Source organism: Streptomyces sp. NPDC043853 (assembly GCF_056436025.1).
Window position 1 is genome coordinate 1 of record NZ_JBWKDJ010000016.1, and the last position, 25109, is coordinate 25109.

A 25109-nucleotide genomic window follows, 5' to 3' on the forward strand; every position below is an offset into this window, starting at 1 on the left:
AGACGGACACGTAGAGCCTTCCGAAGGGGACAAGGGCGGTCGCTTGCATGCCTGGGGCATGCGTGAGCCACTCACGCGGAGGAGAGGGGTTCGTCTGCGGCGGGCGGTCGGCCCGGCCGCCGTGGCGACGAGAACCAGTTAGCCAGGCCCCCGGCGGGCTGGCAACGACCCCCGTCTACGAGCGGGGGTAGTGGAAGGGACGGGACGGTCCGGCCGCGGGGCGGGCGGGCCCGGTCATGCGGCGGAAGGGCGCCCATCAGGGCTACTGTCCCGGGTCGTATGTGACCTGGGTCCTGTGGGGCGCCTCACCGGACGGGGCCCCGATTCTCACCTTCCGTGGCCGGCCGTACCCCCATCGATGTGTGTCCCGGGCCACTCCGGCCGCCGAATCGAAGGCCTCGGGGGCTCAGCTGGGCGTTTTTCGGAGACGTGCGGAATCAAGCCCAACAGGTCAGGTCGTAGACGGCTTCGCACAGGGGATCCTGGGCGTCATGGACCCGACTGGCGCATCCGCGCCATGCTCCGCCCCGACGCGGACCGCATCCTGATCCGCCTCGTCGACGCCGAGGGGCAGGCCGTTCTCGTGGACCTGCCCACCCGCCACGGCCGGGAACACGGCACCTGGTGGTACGCCGGAGCCCTGCGCCATACCGCCGCCTGGCTCACCGAGAACCCCACGCCCGCCGTCGGCGAGCACGGACTCCCGTACGCGGTGGCCGGGAGCGGTACGCCGATGAACCTGCGCAGCACCAGCAGAGCGCCGGCGAAGTGGTCGTCCATGACTGAACCCTTCCCGCTGAACGTTGCAGGCCCCGGGCCCAGGGCTGTCCGGTCGCGCCCCGGGCCTCGATCATCAGGGCAGAGACGGGCCGTGTCGGCCAGGCGTGCGGGTGGGGGTGGCACGCGATCCGGCCGCACCGATCCGGCCGCACCGATCCGGCCGCACCGATCAGGGCGCATCGATCCGGCCGCACCGATCAGGGCGTGCGGAATGGTGCCGTGCGGGTGGCGCGGTCGGCGAAGGCCAGGAGTTCCCGTTCGCGGTGGGGCGGCGCCACGATCTGGAGGCCGACGGGCTGCCCCTGGAGGGTGGTTCCGGCCGGCAGACTGATGGCCGGGTGCCCGCTCAGGTTGAATGCCCAGGTCAAGGTGACGTTCATCCGGGAGCCGGGGCCGTCGTGGCCGTGCGGTGGGTACGGCGTGGTGGGCGTCAGGATCAGGCCGGATCGCGCGAAGCACTCGGCCAGCCGTTCGTCATTCGTCGTGGTCACCGCTCTGACGTCGTCGGGGGAGGCCGAACCCGCGCGGAGGGCCGTCCACGCGGGAGCCGGGTCGAGGAGCCTCAGCTCGGTGTCCTCGTCCAGGACGATCAGCCCGCCCGCGGCGAGTCGGTCCACGGCGCGCCGGGCGACGGCGACGACCGCGGGGTCGGTGTCCGCGTAGCCCAGGGTGGCGGACCAGACGGCGGTGAGGGGAGACACGGAACCGCGAAGGGCTGCCACGGGCGGTCCGTCGTCTACCGCGTCGAGGTAGGCGAGGGCATCGGGAACGGTGCGGACCAGGACGCCGGGTGAGTTCAGTCCCGCGCGGTCCCGGGCGGGCAGGAGCCCGTTGGTGGGCTTGAACCCCACGATGCCGCACCAGGCGGCCGGGATGCGCACCGATCCGGCACCGTCGGATCCACTGGCCAGCGGGACCAGGCCCGCGGCGACCGCCGCCGCCGAGCCTGCCGACGACCCGCCCGGAGACCAAGCCGGGTTGAGCGGGTGCAGAGTGGGCCCCCGGTCGGTGTGCCCGTACGTCTGCCAGCCGCGCCCGGTGCGCGGCATCGACGTGGCACCGACCGGAACGCATCCGGCCGCCACCAGACGCGTGTTCTGGTACGAGTCGGGGCCCTCGCCGGCCTTGACGCCGATCGGCACACCCGCCAGCGGCAGCCGGGCACCGCGGGCGATCTGCGCGTCCACGCGAGCCGCCCGGGCCAGGGCCTGGTCGACCCAGACCTCCGTGAACGCCCGCAGTTCCGCGTCGCGCTCGCCGATACGGGTGAGCGCAGCGGTGACGACATCGACGGCCGTCGCGTCGCCGCGCCCCACCAGCCGGGCGATGTCCAGGGCGGACAGGCCCGCGTACTCATCCGTGGTGATCACAGGCGTTCTCCTGGTTCAGCGCGTGCGGCCGCCCCGACACCGGCCCCGGTGAAGGGGTGCGTGCCCACCGGACCGGAGGTCTCAGGAGGGACCGGCCGGGGAGTCCTGGGTGGCCGCGAGGGCGGTGGAGGTCAGGCGGTCCAGGACGTCCTGCGGGGTGATGATGTACGTCTTGCCCGTGATGGACCGCTCGTACGACGAGCGGATCGACCGCCACAGCGCGCAGGCCTCCCTCCCGGTGAGGGCGAGCGCGTTCTGCATGCGGGGGTCGAAGACGTCGTAGTAGTGGAGGGTGAGGCCGGGCTCCACGCTCTCCGGCGTTCGCGCCGATCCGTCCGTCGTCTTGTTCGCGAGGACGCTGATCACGCGCGCCATGTGGATCGCGGGAAGCCGGCCCTGGGGAGCGTCGGGGTGCTGGAAGCTGTGCTGCCAGAGGTACGAGTCGGTGTCCGGGTGTGACTCGACCGGTGTCGCGGCCAGCTGCGCCAGGTACTCCAGGATCGATCCGTCGCTCCTGAGCGCGCCGCCCAGTACCTGCTGAACCCGTGCGACCAGCCGGTCCTCGTCGTCCGGTGCCTCGAATTCGAGCCGAGCCTGCTCGACCGCGTACTCCTGATACCACTCCGGAATCCGCTCCGGCACGTCGTTGACCCCGGTCACGGACCGGGGCGTGACGCCGGCCATGCCCTCCGGGGCGTGTGCGTCGAGGCGGACCAGCACACGGCCGGCGATCCTGGTGAACAGCGGGCTGTCCGGGTGCAGTCCGTACGAGCAGTTCATCCAGAGGCGGAGGTGGGGGCCTTCCTCGCCCCCGGGGCGCCAGACGGCTTCCGGCACTGCGGCCTCGTCCTCCGTGACGCTGACGGGAGGGCCGATGCGCCGTGCTATGCCGTCCACGTACTCCCGCCATGCGATCCGCGCCCGGGCGAGGATCTGCGGGTTCTCCTCGGCGCTCTCCGCCGCGATCGCGTACGGCGCGTAGCGTGCCAGCCGGACCGGATTGAGGAAGTGGCGTCCTTTCCCGTACAGCTCGAAGGAGTTGCCCGAACGGCTGTGGATGGTGAGGACGGAGTCGATCTCGATCGTGGTGAAGAACTTGACCTCCTCCATCCACGGGGCGATCGCACTCTCCGCGACCGGGGGTCCCGACCACAGCGTCGGATCCGGCAGCCCTATGAACAGGGCTGCGTCACGGAGTTGGGCCGCTTCGTGCTGCCATGTGACTGGCATGGTTCTTCTCCCCCGGTCTGATCGTTCGTCGATCATCCTAAGGTCCCCCCGGAACGCGGGAGCTGGCCGACCCGCCGGCGTCATGTGGTCGGCGACAGCATGACCGAACCGTTCTCCGACACCGGAACCCCCGGCCATCGGCCCGGCCTTCCGGATCCGTCAGTGACCGCCGCTCAGGCCCAGCAGCCGCGCCGCGTTGGTATCGAGTTACCAGAGGCGGCGGACGGCCGCCGACGGCAGCTCGGGGGTGCGGGGGGACTCGAAGGCCAGGTGGTCGTCGAGGCGCCGGGGCAGCAGCGGCAGTACTCCGCCCAAGTGGGAGGCCAGCATGCGCAGCCGGGGGTAGTGGGCGGGGATCCCCGCCAGGATCAGGTGCATCATCGCCACCGTGTCCTCCACCGGCGCCGGCCGGTGGCCCGGACCCCGGCCCCGGCCGGACGGCTGCGGACGTGGTCACGCCATGCTTCCGGGCCGTCCGGCCGCACCGTGCCGAACAGGCCGTCAGGACCTGCGGGCGTGCAGGGTGTGCGCGCCCAGCGGGAGGGGGGTGTGGCCGACGAGCCGGAGCCCGCAGTCCCCGAGCAGCCGGGCGTAGTGGTCGGCGGTGCGCTCCTGGCCGCCGGTGTTGCACATCATGTGGAGGTCCCAGGCGGTGGCGAGCGACGCGGCGGTGTCCGTCGGCATCCGGCGTTCCGGCAGCAGGCGTTCGAGGATCAGGAGGTCGGCGTGCGGGGGCATGGCCTCGGCGCAGTGCCGCAGGATGGTCCGGCACCGGTCGTCGTCCCAGTCGTGCAGGACCCGGGAGAGCAGGTAGACGTCAGCACCCGGCGGTACGTCCGCGAAGTCCCCCGCCCGGTACTCGCAGCGTGCGCCGGCGGCGCCGGCGTCGAGGCGGGTACGGGCCGCGGCGAGTACCTGGGGGCGTTCGAGCAGGACGCCGCGCAGGGTGGGGTGGGCGGTCAGGACGCGGCCGAGGAGTTCTCCGGTGCCGCCCGCGATGTCGACCACGGTGCGGGGGCGACCGGGGGCGCCGGCGGCGGCTGCGAGGACCGGGTGTGCGGGGAGGGGGTCGAAGAGGGCGGCGGAGGCCGCCATGGACCGGTCGAACAACGTGGAGAGTTCGGGGTGGCGGGCGAAATGGTCGAAGTGGTTCTCGCCGTACAGGTGCTCGAAGCCGGGCTGCCCGGTCCGTACGGTGTGGACCAGGTGGGCGAAGGACCGGTAGAACGGGCCCCCGTACATCAGGGCAAGGGGCCGCATCGAGCACGGGGCCTCCGCGTCCAGGAGCGCGCCGACAGGGGTGAGGCGGTACCCGTCCGGCCCTTCGGCCACCACGCCCAGCATGGCGAGGTACCGCAGCAGGGTCGCCAGGCTCCGTGGATGGGCGCCCACCTCCCGTGCCAGCTCCGCTGCATCCGCGCCCGGGTGCCGGTGGAGCGTTTCGGGGAGCCGGAGTTCCGCGCAGGCGGCCAGGGCCTGGGTGGTCCAGGCACCGGTCAGCAATCGGAGAAGCGTTTCCGCCGGCTCCGCCCCGCCCGGCTGCGGCGCGAGGTGCTCGGTCAGCACGTCGCGGTGATCGCCACCCGCGTACAACTCCACCCGCCGGTAGGGCGTCTTGGTGCCGGCCGGGGCGCCGAAGTAGAACACGGTCCCGTCCTCGTGCGGGTTGTAGCCGCCGCCGTCGGGCGTGGCGCCGTACCGCGTGAAGCTCGCCAACAGCCCGCGCAGTACCAGGGGGTCGGGCCGGACGACCTCGAAGGCCAGGTGGGCCTCGTGGTCCTGGCGGCGTTCCAGGGCGGCGATCCCGGCCGGACCGGAACCCGGGGGGACGGTCAGGGCGAACACCTCGACCGCACGGTGCTCTCCCTGCGGTCCGCGGACCGCAGGACGGAGAATCCTTACGTCAAGATCCGCGGGGTCGCGGTGGTGGCGCGCGGCGAGGCGGTCGCGGACCACCACGCTCGGCTGGGCCGCCGCGTTGGCGGCCAGGCCGCAGGCCGAGAGCTGCGCGCGCAGGGTGCGCTCGTCGGGTGGGAAGACGAGCACGGCGGCGTGCGCGAAGCGGCACCGGTCCGTCAGGGCCCGCAGTTCCGGGCCGTCGAGGCCGGGCAGCACGCGCGTCAGCAGCACGGCGGTGTCCTGCTCGCGGACGAAGTCGGCCGCCGAGCTCAGCCGAGCCGTGTCGTCGACGAGGGGCGGCGTCGTGGTGGTCGTGGGCATGATGAAGCAGTCCTCGGAGCGCATTCCGTGTCCATATCTGAGGAGGGGGGAAGTCCTGGGCGCGGATGCCGGACCGGGCCGCGAACGGGCACGTCGGCTCCCCGGCGTTGCCGGGCCGCGCCGGGAGGGATGGGGAAAAGGGAGGTGAGGGGTGAGCGAGAGGGGGAGCGAGGGGGAGCGAGAAGGGTGAGGACGGCGCTCAGATACCGACGTAGTGCTCGGCGAACCAGTCCTGGGTGATGCGGGAATCGCGCAGCGAGGCGATGCGGGAGTGCCGCAGTCCTTCCTGGAAGGCCGTGCTGTCCCCGGGTTCCGGCACGTCGTGCAGGAGGCGGATCATCCAGTGCGAGAACTCCTGCGCCCGCCAGATGTGGGCCAGGCACCGCTCCGAGTAGCGGGCGAGAGGCTCGGCGTCGCCGCGGACGAGGGCGTCGGTGAGGGCGTGGGCCAGGATCTCGGCCTCCAGCACCGCGAGGTTCGCTCCCTTGGCGGCGGCGGGGCTGATCAGCGCGGCGGCATCGCCCACCAGGAACAGCGAGCCGTGCCGCAGCGGTTCGAGCACGTCGGATTCGAGTCCGACGACACTCCGCTGGACGATCGGGCCGGAAAGCAGGGCGCCGTACTCGCTCGCGCGCATACGCAGGGCGAGTTCGTCCCAGATCCGCTCCTCGCTCCACGCCTCGGCCCGGTGCCCGCGCTCGCACTGCAGGTAGTAGCGGGTGATCCCGGCGGAGCGGGCCATGTGCCCGGCGAAGCCGCGCGGGTGGAGCGCGTAGCCGACGGCGTCCATGCTCGGCGGTGCCTGGGCCAGCAGGCCCAGCCAGGAGACACCGTGGTCGCGTTGGTACCGGCGGACGGCGCCGGGAGGGAGCGAGCGCCGGCCGGCGCCGTGGCGGCCGTCGCAGGCGGCCACGTAGCGGGCCCGCCACCGCCCGGGACGCCCGTCCCGGTCACGGGCCGTCACCGAGGGGCTGGGGCCGTCCGCGTCGGCCACGGCCGTGGCCTCGGTGCCGAAGCGGATCCGCCCGCCGGTGTCGAGGAACCGTGTCAGCAGGTCGTCGACGAGTTCGTGCTGGGGGTAGACGGTGTGCGGCTCGCCGCGGCCCAGGCTTCGGTAGTCCAGGCGGAAGCGACCGGCTTCCGTGCGGAACTCGCAGACCCCGTGCTCCTGCCCGCGCCGACGAAGTCCCTCGTCCAGGCCGTTGCGCGCCAGGACGCGCACGGTATGGGCGGCGAGGAAGCCGGCCCGGGCCCGCTTCCGGAGGTGTTCGAGGTCGGCGCGTTCCAGCACGACGCAGTCGACCCCACTGCGGAGTAAGAGGTTCCCCAGCACCAGTCCGGCCGGACCGGCGCCGAGGATCACCACATCGGCCGAGTCCCTGGCGACCCCGGCGTACTGACTCTCTGTCACAGCGGAGGATCATAGGGAGTGAACGAAGGACGGATCGTCGAAGATCACCCGTATGCCCGGCAGAACGGGAAAAGGATTCTGCCGACACCACCGGACCGGATGGGCGGCAGACGCGAAGAGGAGTCGGGATACGGGACGAGGGGTCACCGGCCGGGTCCCGGTGAGGGCGACATGCCGATGGTGCGGCAAAGGACGTTCCGTCGCGGAGAACCCGGCGCGCGCGAACGTCCTGTAGGGATTTGTCCCCATAGGGTGAAGAATGTCAGGGAACGCCTGCGAAGTACCGCACGTTCGAAAGGACCTCCGTGCTGACTACGCCGCCCGGGCACACCGCCGCCCACAGCAGATTCGAGGCGCAGATCTACATCCTGACCGAGCAAGAAGGCGGTCGGCTGACCTCCGTGGCCGAAGGGGCCCGAGCCCACTTCCACATCCGCAGCGCCGACGTCACGGGCGTCGTCGGCCTGCCCGAAGGCGTCGAACGGATCGTGCCCGGCGAACCCGTCACGGTGTCGGTCACCCTGACCGACCCCGTCGCCATCGTGAAGGGCCTGTGCTTCGCCATCCGTGACACCGGCCGGACGGTCGGCTCCGGAATGGTGACCCGGCTCATCGGCTGAAACACCGGGGGTACGACGCCCCGACCGCGGCGGGCAGGGCCCGGGGAACGGCGGGGCCGTCTGACGGGCGGCCCGACTCGCCCGCCGCCCTGCCCGCCCGGCCCGCCGTCAGGGCTTGACGTTGCGCGGGGCTGTGAGGCCCCGGGTTGAGGCCGGTCGGGACGTGAGCAGGGCCTCGGTCATCAGGGCCATGGCCTGCCGGGCCCGTTCCGGGGTGCGGGTGAAGCGGGTGTGGTGCCATGCCTCCCAGGACGTGGTGGTCTCCAGCGCGGTCAGGGGTCCCCCGCCGGAACGGCCCCGGCGCTCAGGCCGGCCGCCCCAGCCGCGCCCGGGCCGCCGCGACCAGTGCCCGTACGCCCGCCGGGATCGCGGTCCGCGGATCGGGCGCGAACCCGGGGGAATGGTTGGCGGGCAGAGCCGCCAGCTTCTCCGCCGCACCCGCACCGGCCGCCCGCGCCCAGGCGGCCGGCCCGGTCACGCCCAGCATCCAGTACCCCAGCCGTATCCCGGCCGCCCCGTGCAGCACCCGCCCCGCCTCGCCGAACAGGGCGAAGTCCTCGGTGGCCAGCGACGGCGGCCACATCGCCACCCGCTCCGCCCCGAACTCGGCGGCGTGCGCCGCCCGCAGCGCCTGCGTCAGCCCGGGATCGGGGTGCGTGACCGGGGAGGACCCCACCCGCTCCACCTCGGGACCGCGCGGGCAGCCGGCGGCCGCGCACTCGGCACGGATGATCCGCTCCACCCCCGCTGCCGCCCGCTCCAGCGCGGCATCGCCCACCGCCCGTACCGTGACGCCGAGTTCGGCCCGGTCGGGGATCACGTTCGGCCGGTCACCGGCGTGGAAGGAGCCGACGGTGACCGCCACCGGATCGGTGGGCGCGGCCTCCCGGGCCACCACCGTCTGCAGCCGCGCCACCACGTGCGCGGCCGTCACCACCGGGTCCACCGCCAGGTGCGGCGCCCCCGCGTGCCCGCCCCGTCCGTGCACCACCACCCGGAAGGTGACGCTGCCCGCCGTCATCGGACCGTACCCGTGCGCCACCATTCCGGCCGGCAGTGGCACCGCGTGCTGGGCCAGCACCTCGTCCGGCCGCCCGAACCGCTCGTACAGGCCGTCGGCGAGCATCGCCCGGGCCCCCTCCAGGGTCTCCTCGGCAGGCTGCCCCACCACCATCAGCGTCCCCTGCCAGCCCGCACGCCCCTCCGCCAGCAGCGCGGCGGCACCGGCCGCCGACGCCAGGTGCAGGTCGTGCCCGCAGGCATGCGCCGCACCGCCCTCCGCCGCGTACGGCAGGCCGGTCTCCTCCCGAACCGGCAGGGCGTCTAGTTCGGCCCGTAGCAGCACCGTCGGCCCGTCGCCGTTGCGCAGCACCCCCACCACCCCGTGCCCGCCCACCCCGCCGACGACCTCCATTCCGGCCTCCGTGAGCCGGGCGGCGAACAGCCCCGCCGTCCGTGCCTCCGCCCCGGACAGGTCCGGGCGGCGGTGCACGTCCAGGTAGAACTCGGTCAACGGGCGGAGCAGAGCGGCGAGGCGGTCGGTCATACCACCAGCCTCCCGCCCGCCCGGGAGACCGCCGATGACACTCCGCTGACAGAACGTGTCAGCGGTACGAGGGGTGGTGTGCGGGCGGCCCGGGTTCTCATGAACCCGGGCCGCCCCGACCCGAGCGCGGCCGACACCCCGAAACAGCCTCTACCCAAGGAGACATCATGGAGAAGTCGCCGCTCGCCTCCCTCGCCGACGAGATCCTGGAGCTGGAGTCCGAGACCTTCGAGATCTCCGACTACTCGGATGCCAGCGAGGTCGTCCTGGCCGGTTCCACGAGCTGCTCCTCGACCTCGACCTGTTCCTCCACCACCAGCACCACCTCCTGCTCCGCCTGATCCCGGGCACCGGCAGCCGGACGCCCCCGGACCCCGCTCGCGCGGGTCCGGGGGCGTCCTCCGGCCCGGGGCCCCGCGGTCAGGGGAAGGGGTGCGGCACCATCCGGATCTCCCGGTCCGTCAGGTCCGTGTCCCGCAGACCGGCCCGCCGCGCCGCACTGCGCAGCCTCGGCAGGTACGGGGCCCGCTGCCGCGCCCACCCGAAATCGATGGGCAGCAGCCCGGGAACGATCGCGCACACCGTCCGCAGCCCGATCCGCGACTGCTCAGGCGTCGTCTGGTCCACCACGATCACGTCGTGCCCGGCCCGCGTCAGCTCGCCCACGCAGTACAGCAGGTCGTCGCGCAGATCCGCGGAGACCGGCGGGGCCGGCCGCGCCGGGCCGTACACCTCGCCGAGCGCCCGCACGGCGACCGGCTCCAGGTACGGCCGCACGTGCCCGGCCATGGCCGGCAGCCCGTACAGCTGGGCGTGGTCCTTCAGGTGCAGCACCCGCCCGAAGTCGGCCGCCATCGCCTCCAGTTCGGTGCGCCGCTCCGCCACCTGCCCGGGCAGGTGCGGAATGTACGTCAGCACCTCCGACAGCGCCGCCTCGACCGCCGCGCCCGGATCCATCGCCGCCCCGGCCCCGAACGAGAACAGGCCCGGTCCGCCGTCCCGGCGCACAGCCAGGCCCGTGACCACGGGCACGCCCAGGTCGATCCGGTTGTCGAAGGCGTGCACGTCGTAGCCCTGGAGGGCGGCCCGGTCGGCCATCGCCCGGACCGCGCCCCCGGGCACGGACGAGAGGTCGATCTCGGTGAGCCGCTGACCGCCGTACCAGGCCAGCAGGAAGGCGTCCCGCTCGATCAGCTCCAGCAGCGCCCCCAGCAGGGCCTCCTCGAGGCAGCTGCCGATGGCACACCCGTTGGAGCACTCGAAGACGAAGTTGTCCGCGGCCAGGCCCGCGCTGTAGTGCACCAGCCGGGCCGGTACCAGCACGGACCGGTCGTCGCGCAGCGAGTGCCCGTACACCCACGGAATGGGCCGGGCCGGGTCGAACGGGGACACCAGCGGGTCGTACCGGTACGTCTCCTCGGTGTAGAACCCGCACGAGGCGGGATCCAGCACCGCGTCGCCCAGCTCGCCGTACAACTCCTCGTACGAGGCGAGCCGCAGGACCGACCCCGTCCGCCGGTGGGTGCCCGCGTACCGCTCCAGGCCCTCCAGGTGGGCCAGGTCCCGGCTGCGGGCGAAGCTGTTGCCCTGCCCGCTCCACGTCACGTCCGTCAGCCCCGCGTAGCCGCGCATGAACACGCTGCCCGCGACCGGCGCCGTGGTCGGCGAGGTGACGTTGATCCAGGTGCCGCCGCCGAGCACACCGGTGACGGGGTTGGCGAGCGCCGCGTACGGCATCGGAAACGAGTCCGCCGCCCGCAGCCGCTGCGCACCCGGCGCCGGCTTCGGCCGCGACTCGGGGGTGAAGGGCGAGGGGGCGTCGGTGCCCCGAGGCCCGCAGTCCGGGCACAGCGGGTCGGCCAGCAGCGGGTACGAACGCACCTGGAGCGTCTTCAGATCCAATCGGCTGACCTGGGGCAGAGCCCGGTCGGCGGCCGTGTCCCCGGGGGCCCGGACCGTGCCGGCCATGACAGCCGCGTGCAGCGCGCGGACCGCGTCCACCAGATGGGCGGGCAGCCGCGGCCAGCCGGCGGCGACCGGGGTCAGCGGTCCGCTCCCGGTCTCCAGGGCATCGCGCTCGGAGCGGCTGCGCAGCCGCTGCCAGCGCATCGCCAGACAGCGGCCGCAGGCCGGGGCGGTGCCGTCGCCGCCCCATGGGCCGAGCAGGACGGCCTGCGCGGTCAGGTGCACCCGCGCCCCGGCCCGCACCGCCGCGTACGGGTCGTCCCGGGGCGGGCGAAGGGCGTCGTGCACGCCGATGGTGACCACGGCCGGGCCGGCCTCGCCCAGCGCCGCCTGCAGCGCGGCCCGGGCCGCCTCCAGCGGTACGGCCGCGGCCGGGCGGGGCGCGACGGAAGGGGCAGTCGCGGTCGTCATGTCCGGTTGCTCCAGCGGAAGGTCTTCAGCCCGATCAGCCCGAACACCACCGCGAACCCGGCGAGCGCTGCGAAGCCGGTCCAGATGGTGCCGAGCGAGCCCGTCCCGGTCAGGGCGCCGGACGCGGCGTCGTTGAGGTAGCGCAGCGGCAGCACCCGCGACACCTGGCGCAGCCAGTCCGGCATCATGTCCAGCGGCAGGAAGGAACCGGACAGGAACGCCATCGGCACCATCAGGCAGTTGGCGATCGCGGCCACCGCCTCCGGGGTGTTGGCGAACGTTCCGACGATCACTCCGATCGCCATGAACGCCGTGATGCCCAGGATCAGCGCGGGCAGCACCAGCGGCCAGCGGCCGTCGAGTTCGAGTCCGAAGCCGGGCAGCATCGCCACCGCCACGAACACCGCGGCCTGCACCACGCCCACCACGAGCGCCAGCACGTATCGGGAGGCCAGCACGGTGGTCAGCGGGGTCGGGGAGAGCCGGATCAGCCGCAGCAGGTCGTCCCGGCGCCACTGCATGAGGGTGAACGCGATGCCGAACACGGCCGCGTTGGCGACGCCCCAGGACATCACGCCCGGCGCGATGTACGAGATGTAGGGCCGGCCTGACTCCTCCACGTCCTGCCCGCTGAAGATCAGCCCGAACACGACGAGGAACAGCAGCGGGAAGGCGAAGGTGAAGAACAGGGTGGCCTTGTCCCGGACCTGGGCCCGGTAGCCGGCGGCCGTCAGGGCCGTGTACGCGCTCATGCCTGGTACTCCGTGGCGGTGGGGGCGGCGGGGGAAGTGGGGGAAGTGGCGGAGGTGGAGGTGGCGGTTGCGGCGGCGGCCTGTTCCCCTGCCGCGCCGGTGAGTTCGAGGTAGACGTCCTCCAGGGTCGCGGTGCGGGTGAGCACCCCGTCGAGGCCGGTGAGGGCGTCCACGGCCTGCAGCACCCGGCCGGGCGCGGCCGTCTCCAGCACCAGCGACCCGCCCTGCTCGCTCGCCCGGTCGACCCCGGGCAGGTCCGCGGCCCGGGCCAGGTCGATCCGCCCGGCCGGCACCAGCAGCCGGGCCGGAGCGCCGGCCGCCCGTACCAGCTCGTGCGGGGTGTCCAGCGCGGCCAGCCGCCCGGCGACCATGATGGCGACCCGGTCGCAGAGCGCTTCGGCCTCGTCGAGGTGGTGGGTGGTGTACACGATGGTCCGGCCCGCCCGCTTGAGGCCGCGCAGCACCTCCCACAGGTCCCGGCGGGCCTGCGGGTCCAGCGCGGCCGTCGGCTCGTCCAGGAAGATCAGCTCCGGCCCGTGCACCAGCGCCGAGGCGATGGCCAGGCGCTGGCGCTGGCCGCCGGAGAGGTTCTCCACCAGTACGTCCTGCTGCTCGGTCAGTCCGACCGAGGCCAGGGTGGCGTCCGCCGCGGACCGGTCGGCCCGGTACAGCCCGGCCACCGTCACCAGGTGCTCGCGAGCGGTCTGCCGGACGAAGAACGCCGAGCTCTGGGTCTGCACGCCCATCCGGGGCAGCAGGGCGGTGTTCCGCGGCCAGGGGCTGTGGCCGAGCACGGTCACCGTTCCGGAGTCGGCCTGCCGCAGCCCCTCCATGATCTCGACGAGCGTGGTCTTGCCGGCGCCGTTGGGGCCGAGCAGGCCGAAGAACTCCCCGGCGCGTACGTCCAGGGACACCCCGGCCACCGCCTGGCGGTCGCCGTAGCGTTTGTGGACGTCCCGCACCGAGAGGGCGGTGGCCTCGGGAGGCTGGGTGGGGTCAGTGGTCATGGGCGGTGCGTCCTCGGTGTGGTGAGCGGATGGTGCGTGGAGGGGGCTCGGGGGGAGCCGGGGAGGGAGCGGGGGAGCGGGCAGCCGTCACCGGGTGACGGCGTGCCAGCCGGCAACGGCTGCCCCGCCCGCCGTCAGTAACACGAGTAACGCCGAGCCGAGGGTGTAGCCGAGGTAGATCCGGCGGGCCCGTGCCGGGTACGCGTTCGCCGCCGCCCGGTCGCGCATCCGCAGCCGGGCGTACGCCGACGCGGCCGGAGCCAGCCGGGTCACCCGCAGGATGTGCCCGAGCAGGGCGTAGCCGTCCATCGGGGGCAGCGGCACCAGGTTGACCAGGGCCTGCAGACTGCCGAGCAGCAGCAGCGCCGACAGCACCCGGGCGGTGGGGTCACCGGCCGGCAGCGCCGCCCACCAGCCCCAGAAGGGCAGCAGGAACAGCAGGTTGGCGAAGGCGCCCGCGCCGGCCACCGCCGCCTGGTCGCGGCGGCGCGGCAGATAGCGGTAGTTGTCGACCCGGCAGTACATGATCGCGACGGGCAGCCGCCAGCGCAGCCCGATCTCGCCGACCCGGCCCCCGGTGTGCCGGGCGGCGACACCGTGCGCGAACTCGTGTAACGCCGTGCTCGCCCACAGCAGCGTGGCCACGGCCAGGAGCGCCACGGGCTGTCGCAGCACCCACCCCAGGTCGTCCGCGAGCCGCCCGACGCGGGTGGCCAGCAGTACTTCCATCACCAGGCAGGCGGTGAGCAGCAGGACCGCCGGCACCGGGTGGAGCAGCGGCCGCAGCACCCGGTGCAGCCGGGCGGTCGCCGCGTCCGCGTCCGCGACCAGCCGCACGCTCCCGCGCAGCACCGTCCCCTCCCAGGGCTTGGCGGGACGTTCGGGAGCGGCCGGCGGCGGGCCGCCGGCCAGCAGCCGCCTGCTGCCGAGGAGGGCCAGCAGCTGCTGCCAGTTGCGCTCGTCCAACCGCCGCCCGAACTCCCGTCCGTAGGCGGCGCTGATCTCGGCGAGGCTCCGCTTGCCGTCCAGTCGCGACACCAGGAAGTGCTCCTTGGCGCCGATCTCGAACGCCGCGCCCGACACCGGGTCCTTGACCAGGTGCACGATGGCCGGGCCGTTCAGCAGCGGAGGGGACAGCAGCACCTCGGGGCGCAGCGCGGGCCGGTGCTCCAGCAGCGAAGCGGCGGCCGCCGTCCGGGCCGCGGACTCGCTGCCGGTCACGGTGCCACCGCCGGGTCCTGCACCGCCGGAGCCGCCACCGCCGCCGCATCCGGGTCGCCGTCCGCCCCTTCCTCGCGCAGCACCCGGCCCAGCAGGTGGGCGAGGTACGCCTCGTCCCGGATTGTCACGTGCAACCGGTTGTTGGTCATGTGCATGTACGGGGAGAGCAGCCGGGGCAGGGCTTCCGCGGCATCGGTCACCTTCTCGTCCCGGGTACCGTCCCAGGACCGGAACACCAGCTCCCCGGCCTCCGCCAGGGCGGCGGCCCGGTCCCGCAGCTCACGGCAGTGCTCCGCCCAGCCGCCGAGGAAGGCCGGCAGCAGCGCCGTGTCCCCGGAGGCCAGCGCCGTCCGCACGGCAGCGAACCGGCGGGCCAGCCCCGGCCCCGTCGAGGCCCAGTTCCGGTCGTACTCGTCCGTCCCGATGAACCCGGTCCCGGGGAACGCCTTGTGCCAGAACTCGTAGTACGAGTCCAGGTAGTCGGCGAGCTCCTCCCGGTCCGGCAGGAAGACTCCGGCCATCACCATCATCAGCTGGGCCGAGGTGCCCAGCAGGACAGTGCGCAGGTGCAGGTTCATCCGCCCCAGCGCGTCCGTCACCAGGTCGCTGGAGTGCGCGAAGTGCCACTCGGCGAGCTCCACCCCGGCGGGGCCTCCGTACTTGCCGTACTCCGGCTCGTACGGCACCCAGGCGAAGGAGTTGTTGGGCCGCAGGTTCATCCGGCCGTCGGCCCCCATGAACGAGGCCCGGTCCCCGTCCGGGAACTCGATGTCGAAGAGGGTGTTGTAGAACTCGTTGAGGAAACCGGAGTCCACCTGGTACAGCGCCGGCCGCGCCTTGAGGAAGGCGCCGACGGCCTCCTCCGTGCGCCGCCGTACCTCGCCCTCGGCCTCCGGGGAGGACGGCCGCAGCCGCAGCCGTACGTGCGGCCCCTCCAGCCAGTAGTTGATGAAGAAGTGGCCCGAGATCAGGCCCTCCGCCGTCAGCCCCGCCACCAGCGGGCGGACGCAGTTCAGCAGCAGCGGCTGCGGATTGGCCGCGTAGAAGACGTGCACCGCCTGCCAGGCGCCGCGCGGCGGCACCGGGGTGGTCAGCTCGGACATCGGATGTCGTCCTCCTGTTCCGGAACGATCGTGCTGGGAGTGGTGGTGGGGCCGGCGGTGGGGGTGTGGGTGGGAACGGCGAAGGCGGAGGCGGGCGCGGGCGCGGGCGCGGACGGGGCACCGAAGGTCTCCACGGCGAACTCGGCCACGTGCCCGCCGCGTCCGGACCGTACGTGCGCTCCGGACAGGTCCGGCAGCGGCTCGCGCAGCACGACCCGGTCGGAACCCTCCCTCAGCAGCGCCTCGAAGGCGCCCAGCGACAGCAGGCTCGCGAAGTCCACGTACTGCGGTTTGGCCCCGCCCGCCCCGCCCGCCCCGCCGCCGGTGCCACCGGGACCGGTGGACACGGTCGCGAACACCTGCTCCGGCAGGCCGTGTTCGTGTCGCCACCGCTGCCAGGCGAGGAAATCCGCGGCCGTACGGGCGCCTTGCGCGGGCAGTGCGCCCGCGGTCGTCGTCCAGCTGCGCCGGCTCAGCACCAGGTCCCCGTGCACCACCCGCGGCCGGACGGTGACCTGCCCGCGCGGGACGCCCTCCGGGACGCCCGCCCAGACGTCGAGCGGGGACATCGAGGACGGCGACAGCAGCAGCAGGGTGCGGGGGATCGCGGGCAGTGCCAGCGGCACCAGGTAGCCGAGGTAGACCGGGACCACCTCGCGGCCCAGCCGCCGCGACCGGAGCACCACCCGCCCCGCCGCCGCATCGTGCTCGGCGTACAGGTCGGCCAGGTGCAGCTGCCGGTCCTCCGGCAGGTTTCCGGTCTCTCCCGGACAGACGATCTCGTAGTCGGTGAGGCGGCCGTGCAGGTTGAGGTTGGTCGTGACGGGTCCGCCCGTGACCTCGGCGAGCACCGCACCCGCTGGTGCGGCCGCGGTGTTCGCCGCGCGCAGCCGGGGCGACAGCGCACCGGCTCCCTCGGCCCGGTCCGCCCCCACGGGCGCCCCGGCCCCCTCCGGACCGTCGAACGCGTGGGTGAACCGGCTGAAGGGGAAGGACAGTCCGCCGTAGGCCCGGTTCAGCACCGTGCGCGGCTTCCCGCTCTCGGGGTCCGTCCCGAACTGCAGGTGATGACAGCGCGGCCCGAAACCCCGCTCCAGCGAGACGAGTTCCGCCGCGACGGCGGCGATGTCCGGCTCGAGGAGACGCAGTTCGGCCGACCCCGAGGGGTCGTCGTACGCCGCCCAGGCGGCCCGCATCCGGGCGGTGAACACCCGCCGGGCCTCGTCGAGCGCCCGGATCCCGGCCAGGCCCAGCCAGTTCTCCTCCGGCACGTACTCCCCGCGCTCGTCGTACGGCCGACGGCGCGCGCTGAAGGACAGGTACTGGTCGAAGAAGTCCTCGTGGAAGTCGTGCACCAGCCCGAGGAGGTCCTCGCAGCGGCCGCCCTGCCCGTACCGGGCGGTGAAGAAGCCCTCGAAGGTGATCCGCTGGGCCAGCGTCAGGTCGAAGGCGGGCAGGATCCGCTCCACCGAGCGCAGCGCCGTCAGGTCCGGTTCCGGAACCGCCAGGTCCCGTCCGGCGCTGACGTCCTCGTACACCAGCGTCTGTGGCAGCCCGGCCTCCGCGGCGCCCAGCTCTTCCTGCACCAGGCGCAGCGCCGCCCGCAGCGCGGCGAGCAGCTTCCGCCGCTCGTCCCGGCCGGCCGCCGGATAACGGCCGAGGAGCGCCGCCGGCTCCTCCAGCAGCCCGGCCAGCCGGTCCGCCCAGCCCGCGCCGAGACCTGTCAGGGCCTCTCGGAAGGACCGCAGCGGATCCGCGCTGTGCACCCGGGTGTCCAGGCACGGCACCCGCACCAGCCCGAGCCGCCGCAGTGCCGCGATGTACGCCTCGCACTCCTCGGGGCCCGCACCGTGCTCGGCCGCCAGCCACTCGGCCAGCTCGTGGTGGCGCAGGCCCTCGCGTTCGGCGAACAGCGCCAGCAGCCGGTCCAGGGTGCCGCTGCGGCGCAGGAAGAACAGCCGGTCGGAAGCCGCGTCGAAGGTGACCGCCGCCGAGTCGTCGCCCGCGGTCACCGACCGGCGCACGTACCGGACCCGGTCGCCCTCCAGGCCCCATCCGGAGGCCGGCTGCAGCGGCAGGTCACGGCGGCGCACGGGGTCGGAGAGGATCAGTTCCGCGATCCGCGCCAGCACCACCACGTTCAGCCGGACGTGCCCCGTCCACCCGTCGGGGATCCGGACTTCCGGCAGCCGCCCCGGCTCCGCCGGGCCGCTGAACCGCCCGGTGGCCAGCGCGGTGAAGGTGCTGAACGGGCTGGTCTTGCACGCCGTCCGGTAGACGTACGACAGCACCGCCCGTTCCGCCTTGCGGGCCCGGCCCGTGGGCTCCGTCCCGGCCGCCGCGGCCTCGGCCAGCGGGCCCAGACGGCTCTCCAGCACCGGCGAGGCCAACAACAGGCCCAGCCGCAGCCGGTCGTCCTCGAGCAGTCCGGCCAACTCCCGTCGGCCCGAGGCGAGATCGTCGGTGAGCAGGGCCTCGCCCGTCGCCAGCAGGGCGCCCAGCTCCCCGTGCCGGGCCAGCCAGCCGGCCAGTTCCACGGCTGCCGCCGGGTCGGTCGCGGCGAGCGCGGTCACGGCCTCGTCGGCACGCTCCGGGGCCAGGCCGTTGTGGATCCGGCGGCGCAGTTTCAGCAGCGCCCTGCGGGCGGCTGCGCCCGGGCCGTCGGGCGCCGGGTCGGTCGCGGCCACCGCCCGGTGCAGGAGGTCGCCGAACCGCCCGGCCTCCGCGCGCAGGGCCGCCTCGGCGGCGAGCACCCGGCGGGCCCAGTCGGCCGTGCCGGGGCAGCGCAGCCCGGCCACGGCATCGGCCGGAAGGCCGGCCACCCGTAGCACGAGGTGCTCACCGGTCCGCCACATGGCGTCCGGAGCCGCTCCCGTTCCGGTCATCGCTCCCGTTCCGCCCGTCGGTTCCGGTTCCGCCGTCGGGCCGGTCTCCCGGTCCGGGGTATCTGTGGATGTCGTCATCGTCCCGGTCCCCCTCAGGCGATCTCGTGCCGGAAATCGGCGGGCCGGGGCCGCTCGTGCCCGAGCAGCATGATCAGCAGCGGTGCCTCGTCCGTCCCCGCCGTCCCGAGGTGTTCGGTGTAGGAGATGTTGTCGAAGCCGAGTGCCACGCCCGCGCCGAGCCCGAGCGCGGCGGCCGTGGTGTAGAAGGTCTGGGCGACGGCCCCGGCCGTGCCACCGACGAGGCGGTAGCCGCGGTCGCCCACCGCGTCCAGGACCGCTGTCGTACGGACGGCCGGCACCAGCACGGCGGCGGCCTGCTCCAGGTTGTAGTTGGACAGGAAGTAGTTCTCCTGCAGGAACGTCCCCGGCGGACCGGCCGCCACCGGGCGCAGCGCGTGCGCCTCGGGGTCGTAGGCGTAGCTGCCGGGAGCGATGCCCGTCACGTGGTTGACGAACGCGTACAGGGTCACCAGCCGTGGCCCGTCCGGCCGTTCGGCCTCGGACCCGAGGGCGGTCGCCGCGCAGTCCGCCAGCGCCGCGGCCAGTTCCTCCGCGGTTGCGGCACGGCTCGCGTCGAACCGCCCGAAGCTGCTGCGCCGGGCGCGCAGCGCGGCGGCCGTGCCCAGCCGCCCGGCGGTGCGCGGAGCGGGCAACGGCACCGGCTCCGCACCGGGCACCGGGGCGGCAGCGGCCGAGTCCAGGGCGCCGGGCGCCGGCCGGTCCACCGCGCGGCCCAGGGTGGCCTCGTGGATCCGGTCCAGCGTCTCGAACTCCAGCAGCCGGCGGGAACGCTCGTGATCCCGGTGCCGCACACGCGGCCCGTCGCCCTGCGCGTCACCGCCCGTGTCCGTGCCTTCCTGCCCCGTGCCCGCACCCTCGTGCCCCGGGTCCGCCGGGTCACCGAGCGGAACGACCGCGAAGACGCCCTCCTCCCGGGCCCGGACACCCAGCAGCCGGGCCAGCCGCTCCTCGTCGAACCACAGCCGCGGCGCGATGCCGAGCCCGCGCTCGCCGAGCCACAGCCGCCAGGTCTGCACCAGCGTGCCGACGTCCATGCTCACGGCGTGGAAGGAGAAGCTGTTGTACTTGAAGGCGTTCTGCCAGTACTTCACCCCGAGCACCAGGTACCCGGCGTCGGGCGGAGGGGCCGCCTCCGCGCCGAGCGCCGCCCGGACCTCGCCGGTCACGTCTCCGGCCAGCAGCCGACGCAGCCCGTGGTGGTGCGGGGAGTAGTGGTACAGCCCCGGGGTGACCGCGGCCCCCGGTCCGGCTACCCAGTAGACGCTGACCGGGTACAGGCCGCCGCCCGAGGCGGTGCCGCGCGACCAGTTGGCGTGCGTGTAGTGGGGGAGTGCGGCGAGGTCGGTGTTGGCCTGCACGCCCAGCCGGCGTCCGGTCAGCCCGTAACTGTCCTGGAGCATCCCGCCGAGCACCGGCAGCGTGAAGCGCCCGTCCCCGGTCCCGGCCGGTGCGCCGTCCGCGGGGGCTGCCGGGGGCAGCGGCAGCAGCTCGGTGCCCGGATAGTACTTGGCCTTGCGCGGCCGGTCCGCCCAGTCGGGGACGAAGTCGGTGGGCTCCATCGGTATCCGGCCGCGGTGCATGATGTCGTGCGCGTAGGTATGGGCGTAGCCCACGGTTCCTCCTGCGTGGGGTCGTCGGGACGGTCCGGTCCGGCCGGTGGTCGAGGCCCCGGATGCGGAGACGGAGACGGAGACGGAGACGGATACGGATGCGGATGCGGTGGCGCCGGCATGCCCGGCTGCGCTCCCGGCCTCGGTCCCGGTCACGGGAACGGGTGTGGCGCCGGGTTGAGGTCGCCCGGCTCCAGGTCGCGTTCGCGCAGCCCGGCCGCGCGCAGCGCGGTCCGCATCCGCGGCATGCCGAGCGCCCGCTGCCGGGCGAACCCGAAGTCGATCGGCAGCAGCCCCGGCACCAGCACGCTGACCGTGTGCAGGCCCAGCCGCCGCTGCTCGGGCATGGTCTGGTCGACCAGCACCGTGTCGAATCCGTGGCCGGCCAGCGCCGCGACACAGCGCTCCAGATCGGTGCGCACGTCGTCGGAGGCGGTCCTGCCCTCCTCGTCGGGCCAGGCCAGCTCCGCCACTGTGCGCAGCCGGTCCTGCGGGGCACGCAGCAGGAACTCCGCCCACCGGCCCATCTCCGGCACCCCGTACACCAGGGGATGGTCGTGCAGGGCGGTGACCAGGGCGAAGTCGGCAGCCATGGCGCGAAGCCGGGCCTCGTCCCGTTCGGTCCGGCCCGCCAGGTTCACCGCGTCGGTGGCGATCTCGCACAGGGCCGAGTCCAGGGCCGACTCGGGGTCCAGCCCGGCCCCGGCACCGAAGCACATCCGGCCCGGACCACCGTCGAAGCGTTCCGCGACCGCGGTCACCACGGGCACCGGGAACGTGATCCGGGCGTCGAAGAAGCGGGCCCGGTAGCCGTACAGGGCGAGCCGGTCCACCATGGCCCGGGTCCCGGGCCGCGCGCTCGTCGACACGTCGATCTCCGGCAGCGGCTGCCGCCCGTACCAGCTGAGCAGGAAGGCGTCCCGCTCGACGACCTCCATCAGGCCGAAGTAGGCGGCCTCGGCCAGACTGCCGCCGGAGGCACAGCCGTTGGAGCTCTCCTGTACGAACCGGTTCTCCAGGCCGGGCGCGTGGTAGTACGTCAGGACCTCCGGCACCAGGCGCGGGCCGGAGTCCCGCAGCGACCAACCCCACACCCACGGGATCTCCCGGTCCGGGGCGAACGGCCGCACCCGCGGGTTGTCGGAGTGGAACTCCGCGCTGTACAGCCCGACTTCGCGCGGATCGACGGCGGTGCCGGGCGGCAGCGAGTCCAGCGCCGCCCGCACCGAGACGGTGCGGGAGCGGGCCCGCATCCCGGCGTACCGTTCCAGGCCCTCCAGCACGCCCACCCGGGCGCTCCGGTCGAAGGAGTCGGTGTGCCCGCCCCAGAACGTCTCACGCAGGTACTCGCCCGAGCGCATGGAGAAGCAGCCGATCGTCGCCGAGGTGGACGTCGAGGACACGTCCTGGACCAGGGACGGGCCCAGCGCACCGCACAGCGGGTTGGCGAACGCCGCCACGTCGATCTCGTACGACTCCAGGGGCCGGGTACGGAACACCCCCGGACGGTGCTTCGGGGCGGGCCGCAGGTCCGGCGCGGCCGGTGCGTCCGCCTGCGGCTCGGCGCACACCGGGCACTCGGGGTCCGGCACGAGGGGGTAGCGGCGGACCGTGCCGCTGACGAGGTCCAGCAGCAGCACCTCCGGGAACCGGGCGGGGTCGGCCGGCCCGGTCGGGCGCGCGGCCTCCGCGGCGACCAGCGAGGCGAGCAGCCCCGCGGTGAACGGCACGGCGTACGGCCATGCCCCGGCCGGCCGGGTGCCCCCGCCCAGCTCCAGGGCGTCCCGCAGGTTCACCGACCGGACGGCCTGCCAGCGCCGCTCCAGACACTTCGGGCACGCCCCGTCGGCGCCGACGACGGCGTGCCGTCCGTAGAGCCGCACCGGTACGGATCCGGCTGCGGTGGCGGCGTCGGCCGAGGCACCTCCGGAGGCGCTCGCACTGCCGTCCGGACCTGCGGGGACGTCGGTGTCTCCACCCGGTATCGCGGCCGGCTTCGGGTCCGGGCCCGGTCCCCGGCCCGCCGGGGCCTCGTCCGGGCGGCGTGCGAACGCGTCGCGCACCCCGAGTGCGCCCAGCTCCACCTCGGGCCCGCCCAAGGCGCGGAGCGCCTCCGCCAGCAGCCGGGCGAACCGGCCGGCCGCGGCCTCACCCAGTCCGGCGGCGGCCTCACCCGGTCCGGCCGCCGGCCCGCCCGGGCCTTCCGGAGCCCGGGCCGTTCCGGACGCCGCCGGGACGACCGTGACGTCGGGGTCAGCTGCCATCACGGGACTCCCGCACCGCGCCGACGGCCACGGTCAGCAGCACCCGCACCGTGTGGATGCCGACGGACGCGAGATCCGCGGACCCCGTCCGGACGGCGTACGCATCGCGCCCCGCGGCCCGCAGCCGGCCCAGGACGTGGTCCCAGCCCGCCGGACCGACGGGATCGGCGGCGCCGCCGAGGGCCGGGGCGGCCTCGCCGGAGACCCGCAGGGCACGCGGGTCCAGGTCGCGCAGCAGCGGATCGCCGGTGGCCGGGAACGCGTCGGCGCCGACGGACGCGTCGGGGCGCGCCGTCGCGGGGTCCCGCTCGTACTGCACCGCCCCGAGCAGGTCCCGTAGCGCCGCCGCGACCGCCGTACGGCGGTCCGGGTCACTGCCCACGGCCCACCGCTCGCCCGACCGGGCCAGCAGGACGTGCACCCCGCTGTGGTCGGCCTCGCCGAGGTCGAGCAGCTCCACCGGGAGCTCCAGCCGCTCCGCCGAACGCAGCAGGAAGGTCAGTTCCGCGTCCTCGCCGCCCTCGGTGAGCGGGACGTACGCCGCCTCCGCGCCGCGGGCCGCCCGGAGCAGCGCGTCGTAGGCCAGGGCCGACAGGAGTCCCGCGGCGGCGGCATCCGCCGGGGACGGTCCGGCGCCCGCCCCGGCCCTCGTCCGCTCGAACAACCGGGCCGCGTTGTGCGGGCCGAACGGCCGAACTGCGCCGGCCGGTACCAGCACCGGCTCCTTGGTCACCAGGGACACGGCCCGCTGCCAGACATCCGGACGGCCCACCGCCCCGCTGGCGAGCACCAGCGGTCCGGCCGCACCGCCACCGCTACCGGCACTGGCATCGTCACGATCGCGGCCGCGGGCATCGGCGCCGCCGTGCTGACCGTCACCGCTCGTCACCGGACCGGCCGGCACGACGTGCTCGGCGTACACCAGCGCGGCCGCGTCCAGCGCCCGCATCCGGGCTCCGGCCACGTGGTGGACGTCGAAGGCGGCGACGGACCGCCGGATGCCCGGAGCCGTCCCGAACTCCACCACGCTCAGCTTCAGCGGGATCTGGGTCAGCGGCTCGTCCGCGTACCGGGTGAACACTCCCGCGTGCGGACGGACCAGCACCGAACGCCGGTTGAGCTCCTCGACCAGCGCGTCGGCATCCCGTGCGGTGTGCAGGGTCGGCAGTGCGGGCGCTGCCGATGTCCCGGCCGACACCAGGTCGACCGGCTCGACCGCGACCCCGCCCGCCGCAGCGGAGTCCGTGTCCCTCCCGGCTTCCGCCGCCCCGGCGCCAGGCCCGCACAGCGGGCACGCCGGATGTGGGGCCACCGGCTCCGCCACCACGTCGAGGGAGTCGAGGTCCTGGACGAGGATCTTGCCGTCGGTTTCCGCGGGCAGCGCCCCGGACACGGCCCGGAACACCTCGTAACCGAGCATGTTTCCGGTCATGGCAGCCATCGGACCGGTCAGTGGCGCGCCGGCTGCCCCGCCGGTCCCGAAGGCGCTGCCCATGCCCGGCAGGGCGAGGCCGCTCCACAGGGCGGCCGCCGCACCGGCGGCTCCCTCCGTGCCACCGGCTCCCAGCCGCAGCGCCGCGCAGCTCCAACAGCCGGCCGTGCCGCGCCGGGAGAGCGGGCCGGTGACGCCGAATCCGCCGAACGTCCAGGCGGGCAGCAGCAGCCGCCCCTCGGGGACGCCCTCGCGCAGCAGCGGCAGGATCCGGCCCGGGGCGGCCGGGCCACCGGTGACCACCACCACGTCCCAGCCGTCGAGGTCCGCCCAGACCGGCGCCTCCGCGGCTGCCGGGAGGCGGGTCAGCTCGACGGGGCAGCCGTCTGCCGCGGCCTCCGCCGCCTCGGCCTCGACCTCGGCGATGTCCAGGCCCGGCAAAACACCGACCGCGGCGCAGCCGTTGCGGACCAGGCTCAGCACGCACCAGCGCGCGGTCTCGTCCTCGCCGAGCACCACGACCCGAGTCCGCCGGAAGGCGGCGAAGCGGGCGGCGGCCCCGTCCGCGTAGTGCTCGGCGTAGGCGATCTGCGGGGCGAACCGGCGGGCCACCTCCGGCGGCAGTCCGCCGTCCGAGCCCCCGCCCGAGCCCTGCTCTGGCTCCTGGTCCGGACCCGGGCCGGTGACCGAGCGGGCGAAGTCCCTCTCGTAGAGGGTGTTCACCAGCTCGGCCACCATCCTCCGCTGGGCCTCGCCCAATCCGGCACACAGCTCGGCGACCGTGTGCCCGCCGTCCAGGTGCGGAACGATCAGCGTGGCGAAGCGGTACGCGGATGTGGAGTTGAGCCGGAACCCGCCGTCGGAGTTGTGGAACAGCACGCCGTCCGGAGTCTGGGTGAACAGCACGTCCTGGCGTATCCGGGGCCGGGTCCCGGCGACGGCTTCGTAGGTGGATCGGGTCATGGGGTACCCCCGGGTGCGGTGTGAAGAGTGGAGGGAGCAGGAGAGGAGGGAGGGGAGGGCGGGAAGAAGGGTGAGGGAGGGAGGGAGGGAGGGAGGGAGGGGAGGGAGGACGGTCAGGGCGGTCGGGGCGGCAGCGATGGCGGCCGCCGCGTGCCGGAGCGAGCAGGGGCGCACCGGCGCCGGCCCTTGCCGGCCGTGCGGGGGAGGGACGGATCGCGCGGGTTCGGAGGAGGGGTTC

Annotated in this window: 17 protein-coding genes; 2 read left to right on the forward strand and 15 right to left on the reverse strand. The window is 74.4% G+C overall.

Annotated elements, in window-relative coordinates; translation table 11 throughout:
• Nucleotides 1–977: 977 nt before the first annotated feature.
• The 5 genes from AC067U_RS31265 to AC067U_RS31285 all read right to left on the reverse strand — a co-directional run bounded on the left by AC067U_RS31265 (nt 978) and on the right by AC067U_RS31285 (nt 7011).
• On the reverse strand, nt 978–2150 hold the full coding sequence (locus tag AC067U_RS31265; RefSeq protein ID WP_478833187.1) for an amidase: 1173 nt from the start codon (nt 2148–2150) through the stop codon (nt 978–980).
• Between the two features lie 81 nt (nt 2151–2231).
• Complete coding sequence (locus AC067U_RS31270) at nt 2232–3380, reverse strand: hypothetical protein (RefSeq protein ID WP_478833188.1); 1149 nt, start codon at nt 3378–3380, stop codon at nt 2232–2234.
• 207 nt (nt 3381–3587) lie between these two features.
• Entirely contained in the window at nt 3588–3767 is a 180-nt protein-coding gene (locus tag AC067U_RS31275; protein WP_478833189.1) for a hypothetical protein, read from the reverse strand.
• 114 nt (nt 3768–3881) lie between these two features.
• On the reverse strand, nt 3882–5600 hold the full coding sequence (locus tag AC067U_RS31280; RefSeq protein WP_478833190.1) for a methyltransferase: 1719 nt from the start codon (nt 5598–5600) through the stop codon (nt 3882–3884).
• Nucleotides 5601–5799: 199 nt separating this feature from the next.
• Complete coding sequence (locus AC067U_RS31285) at nt 5800–7011, reverse strand: 4-hydroxybenzoate 3-monooxygenase (RefSeq protein WP_478833191.1); 1212 nt, start codon at nt 7009–7011, stop codon at nt 5800–5802.
• 305 nt (nt 7012–7316) lie between these two features.
• Between AC067U_RS31285 and AC067U_RS31290 the strand changes: the two genes are divergently transcribed.
• On the forward strand, nt 7317–7631 hold the full coding sequence (locus AC067U_RS31290; protein WP_478833192.1) for an EF-Tu C-terminal domain-related protein: 315 nt from the start codon (nt 7317–7319) through the stop codon (nt 7629–7631).
• 304 nt (nt 7632–7935) lie between these two features.
• On the opposite strand, the gene AC067U_RS31295 is transcribed toward AC067U_RS31290, so the two are convergent.
• Nucleotides 7936–9177 (reverse strand): amidohydrolase, encoded by a 1242-nt coding sequence (locus tag AC067U_RS31295; RefSeq protein WP_478833193.1) that lies wholly within the window; start codon nt 9175–9177, stop codon nt 7936–7938.
• Between the two features lie 167 nt (nt 9178–9344).
• Between AC067U_RS31295 and AC067U_RS31300 the strand changes: the two genes are divergently transcribed.
• Nucleotides 9345–9518, forward strand: coding sequence for a thiazolylpeptide-type bacteriocin (locus AC067U_RS31300; RefSeq protein ID WP_007268044.1), 174 nt, complete (start codon nt 9345–9347; stop codon nt 9516–9518).
• Nucleotides 9519–9597: 79 nt separating this feature from the next.
• Here AC067U_RS31300 and AC067U_RS31305 read toward each other — a convergent pair whose 3' ends face one another.
• The 9 genes from AC067U_RS31305 to AC067U_RS31345 form a co-directional block, all read right to left on the reverse strand.
• A complete protein-coding gene (locus tag AC067U_RS31305; protein WP_478833194.1) occupies nt 9598–11553 on the reverse strand; it encodes a TOMM precursor leader peptide-binding protein in 1956 nt (651 codons plus the stop codon).
• Nucleotides 11550–12305, reverse strand: a complete 756-nt coding sequence (locus tag AC067U_RS31310) for an ABC transporter permease (RefSeq protein ID WP_478833195.1) — start codon at nt 12303–12305, stop codon at nt 11550–11552. The genes AC067U_RS31305 and AC067U_RS31310 overlap by 4 nt, the downstream gene beginning before the upstream one ends.
• The gene (locus AC067U_RS31315) at nt 12302–13312 is read right to left on the reverse strand and encodes an ABC transporter ATP-binding protein (protein WP_478833196.1); all 1011 of its coding nucleotides are present in this window, start codon (nt 13310–13312) and stop codon (nt 12302–12304) included. The genes AC067U_RS31310 and AC067U_RS31315 overlap by 4 nt, the downstream gene beginning before the upstream one ends.
• Nucleotides 13313–13399: 87 nt before the next feature.
• Nucleotides 13400–14533 carry a peptidase M50 gene (locus tag AC067U_RS31320; RefSeq protein ID WP_478833197.1) on the reverse strand — a complete coding sequence of 378 codons (1134 nt, stop codon included), beginning with the start codon at nt 14531–14533 and terminating at the stop codon, nt 13400–13402.
• Nucleotides 14530–15636 (reverse strand): lantibiotic dehydratase C-terminal domain-containing protein, encoded by a 1107-nt coding sequence (locus tag AC067U_RS31325; RefSeq protein WP_478833198.1) that lies wholly within the window; start codon nt 15634–15636, stop codon nt 14530–14532. The genes AC067U_RS31320 and AC067U_RS31325 overlap by 4 nt, the downstream gene beginning before the upstream one ends.
• On the reverse strand, nt 15624–18521 hold the full coding sequence (locus AC067U_RS31330) for a lantibiotic dehydratase (RefSeq protein ID WP_478833199.1): 2898 nt from the start codon (nt 18519–18521) through the stop codon (nt 15624–15626). Before AC067U_RS31330 ends, AC067U_RS31325 begins: the two co-directional genes overlap by 13 nt.
• 92 nt (nt 18522–18613) lie before the next feature.
• A complete protein-coding gene (locus AC067U_RS31335; RefSeq protein ID WP_478833200.1) occupies nt 18614–20215 on the reverse strand; it encodes a SagB family peptide dehydrogenase in 1602 nt (533 codons plus the stop codon).
• Nucleotides 20216–20364: 149 nt separating this feature from the next.
• Complete coding sequence (locus AC067U_RS31340; RefSeq protein WP_478833201.1) at nt 20365–22476, reverse strand: TOMM precursor leader peptide-binding protein; 2112 nt, start codon at nt 22474–22476, stop codon at nt 20365–20367.
• Nucleotides 22466–24871 (reverse strand): TOMM precursor leader peptide-binding protein, encoded by a 2406-nt coding sequence (locus AC067U_RS31345; protein ID WP_478833202.1) that lies wholly within the window; start codon nt 24869–24871, stop codon nt 22466–22468. The genes AC067U_RS31340 and AC067U_RS31345 overlap by 11 nt, the downstream gene beginning before the upstream one ends.
• Between the last annotated feature and the right edge of the window lie 238 nt (nt 24872–25109).

Bases quoted from the DNA above. Each gene is read 5' to 3' on its own strand.
- AC067U_RS31315 (WP_478833196.1), bottom strand. From the start codon at position 13,312: ATGACCACTGACCCCACCCAGCCTCCCGAGGCCACCGCCCTCTCGGTG.
- AC067U_RS31340 (WP_478833201.1), bottom strand. From the start codon at position 22,476: ATGGCAGCTGACCCCGACGTCACGGTCGTCCCGGCGGCGTCCGGAACG.
- AC067U_RS31310 (WP_478833195.1), bottom strand. From the start codon at position 12,305: ATGAGCGCGTACACGGCCCTGACGGCCGCCGGCTACCGGGCCCAGGTC.
- AC067U_RS31330 (WP_478833199.1), bottom strand. From the start codon at position 18,521: ATGACCGGAACGGGAGCGGCTCCGGACGCCATGTGGCGGACCGGTGAG.
- AC067U_RS31270 (WP_478833188.1), bottom strand. From the start codon at position 3,380: ATGCCAGTCACATGGCAGCACGAAGCGGCCCAACTCCGTGACGCAGCC.
- AC067U_RS31295 (WP_478833193.1), bottom strand. From the start codon at position 9,177: ATGACCGACCGCCTCGCCGCTCTGCTCCGCCCGTTGACCGAGTTCTAC.
- AC067U_RS31280 (WP_478833190.1), bottom strand. From the start codon at position 5,600: ATGCCCACGACCACCACGACGCCGCCCCTCGTCGACGACACGGCTCGG.
- AC067U_RS31345 (WP_478833202.1), bottom strand. From the start codon at position 24,871: ATGACCCGATCCACCTACGAAGCCGTCGCCGGGACCCGGCCCCGGATA.
- AC067U_RS31325 (WP_478833198.1), bottom strand. From the start codon at position 15,636: ATGTCCGAGCTGACCACCCCGGTGCCGCCGCGCGGCGCCTGGCAGGCG.
- AC067U_RS31305 (WP_478833194.1), bottom strand. From the start codon at position 11,553: ATGACGACCGCGACTGCCCCTTCCGTCGCGCCCCGCCCGGCCGCGGCC.
- AC067U_RS31300 (WP_007268044.1), top strand. From the start codon at position 9,345: ATGGAGAAGTCGCCGCTCGCCTCCCTCGCCGACGAGATCCTGGAGCTG.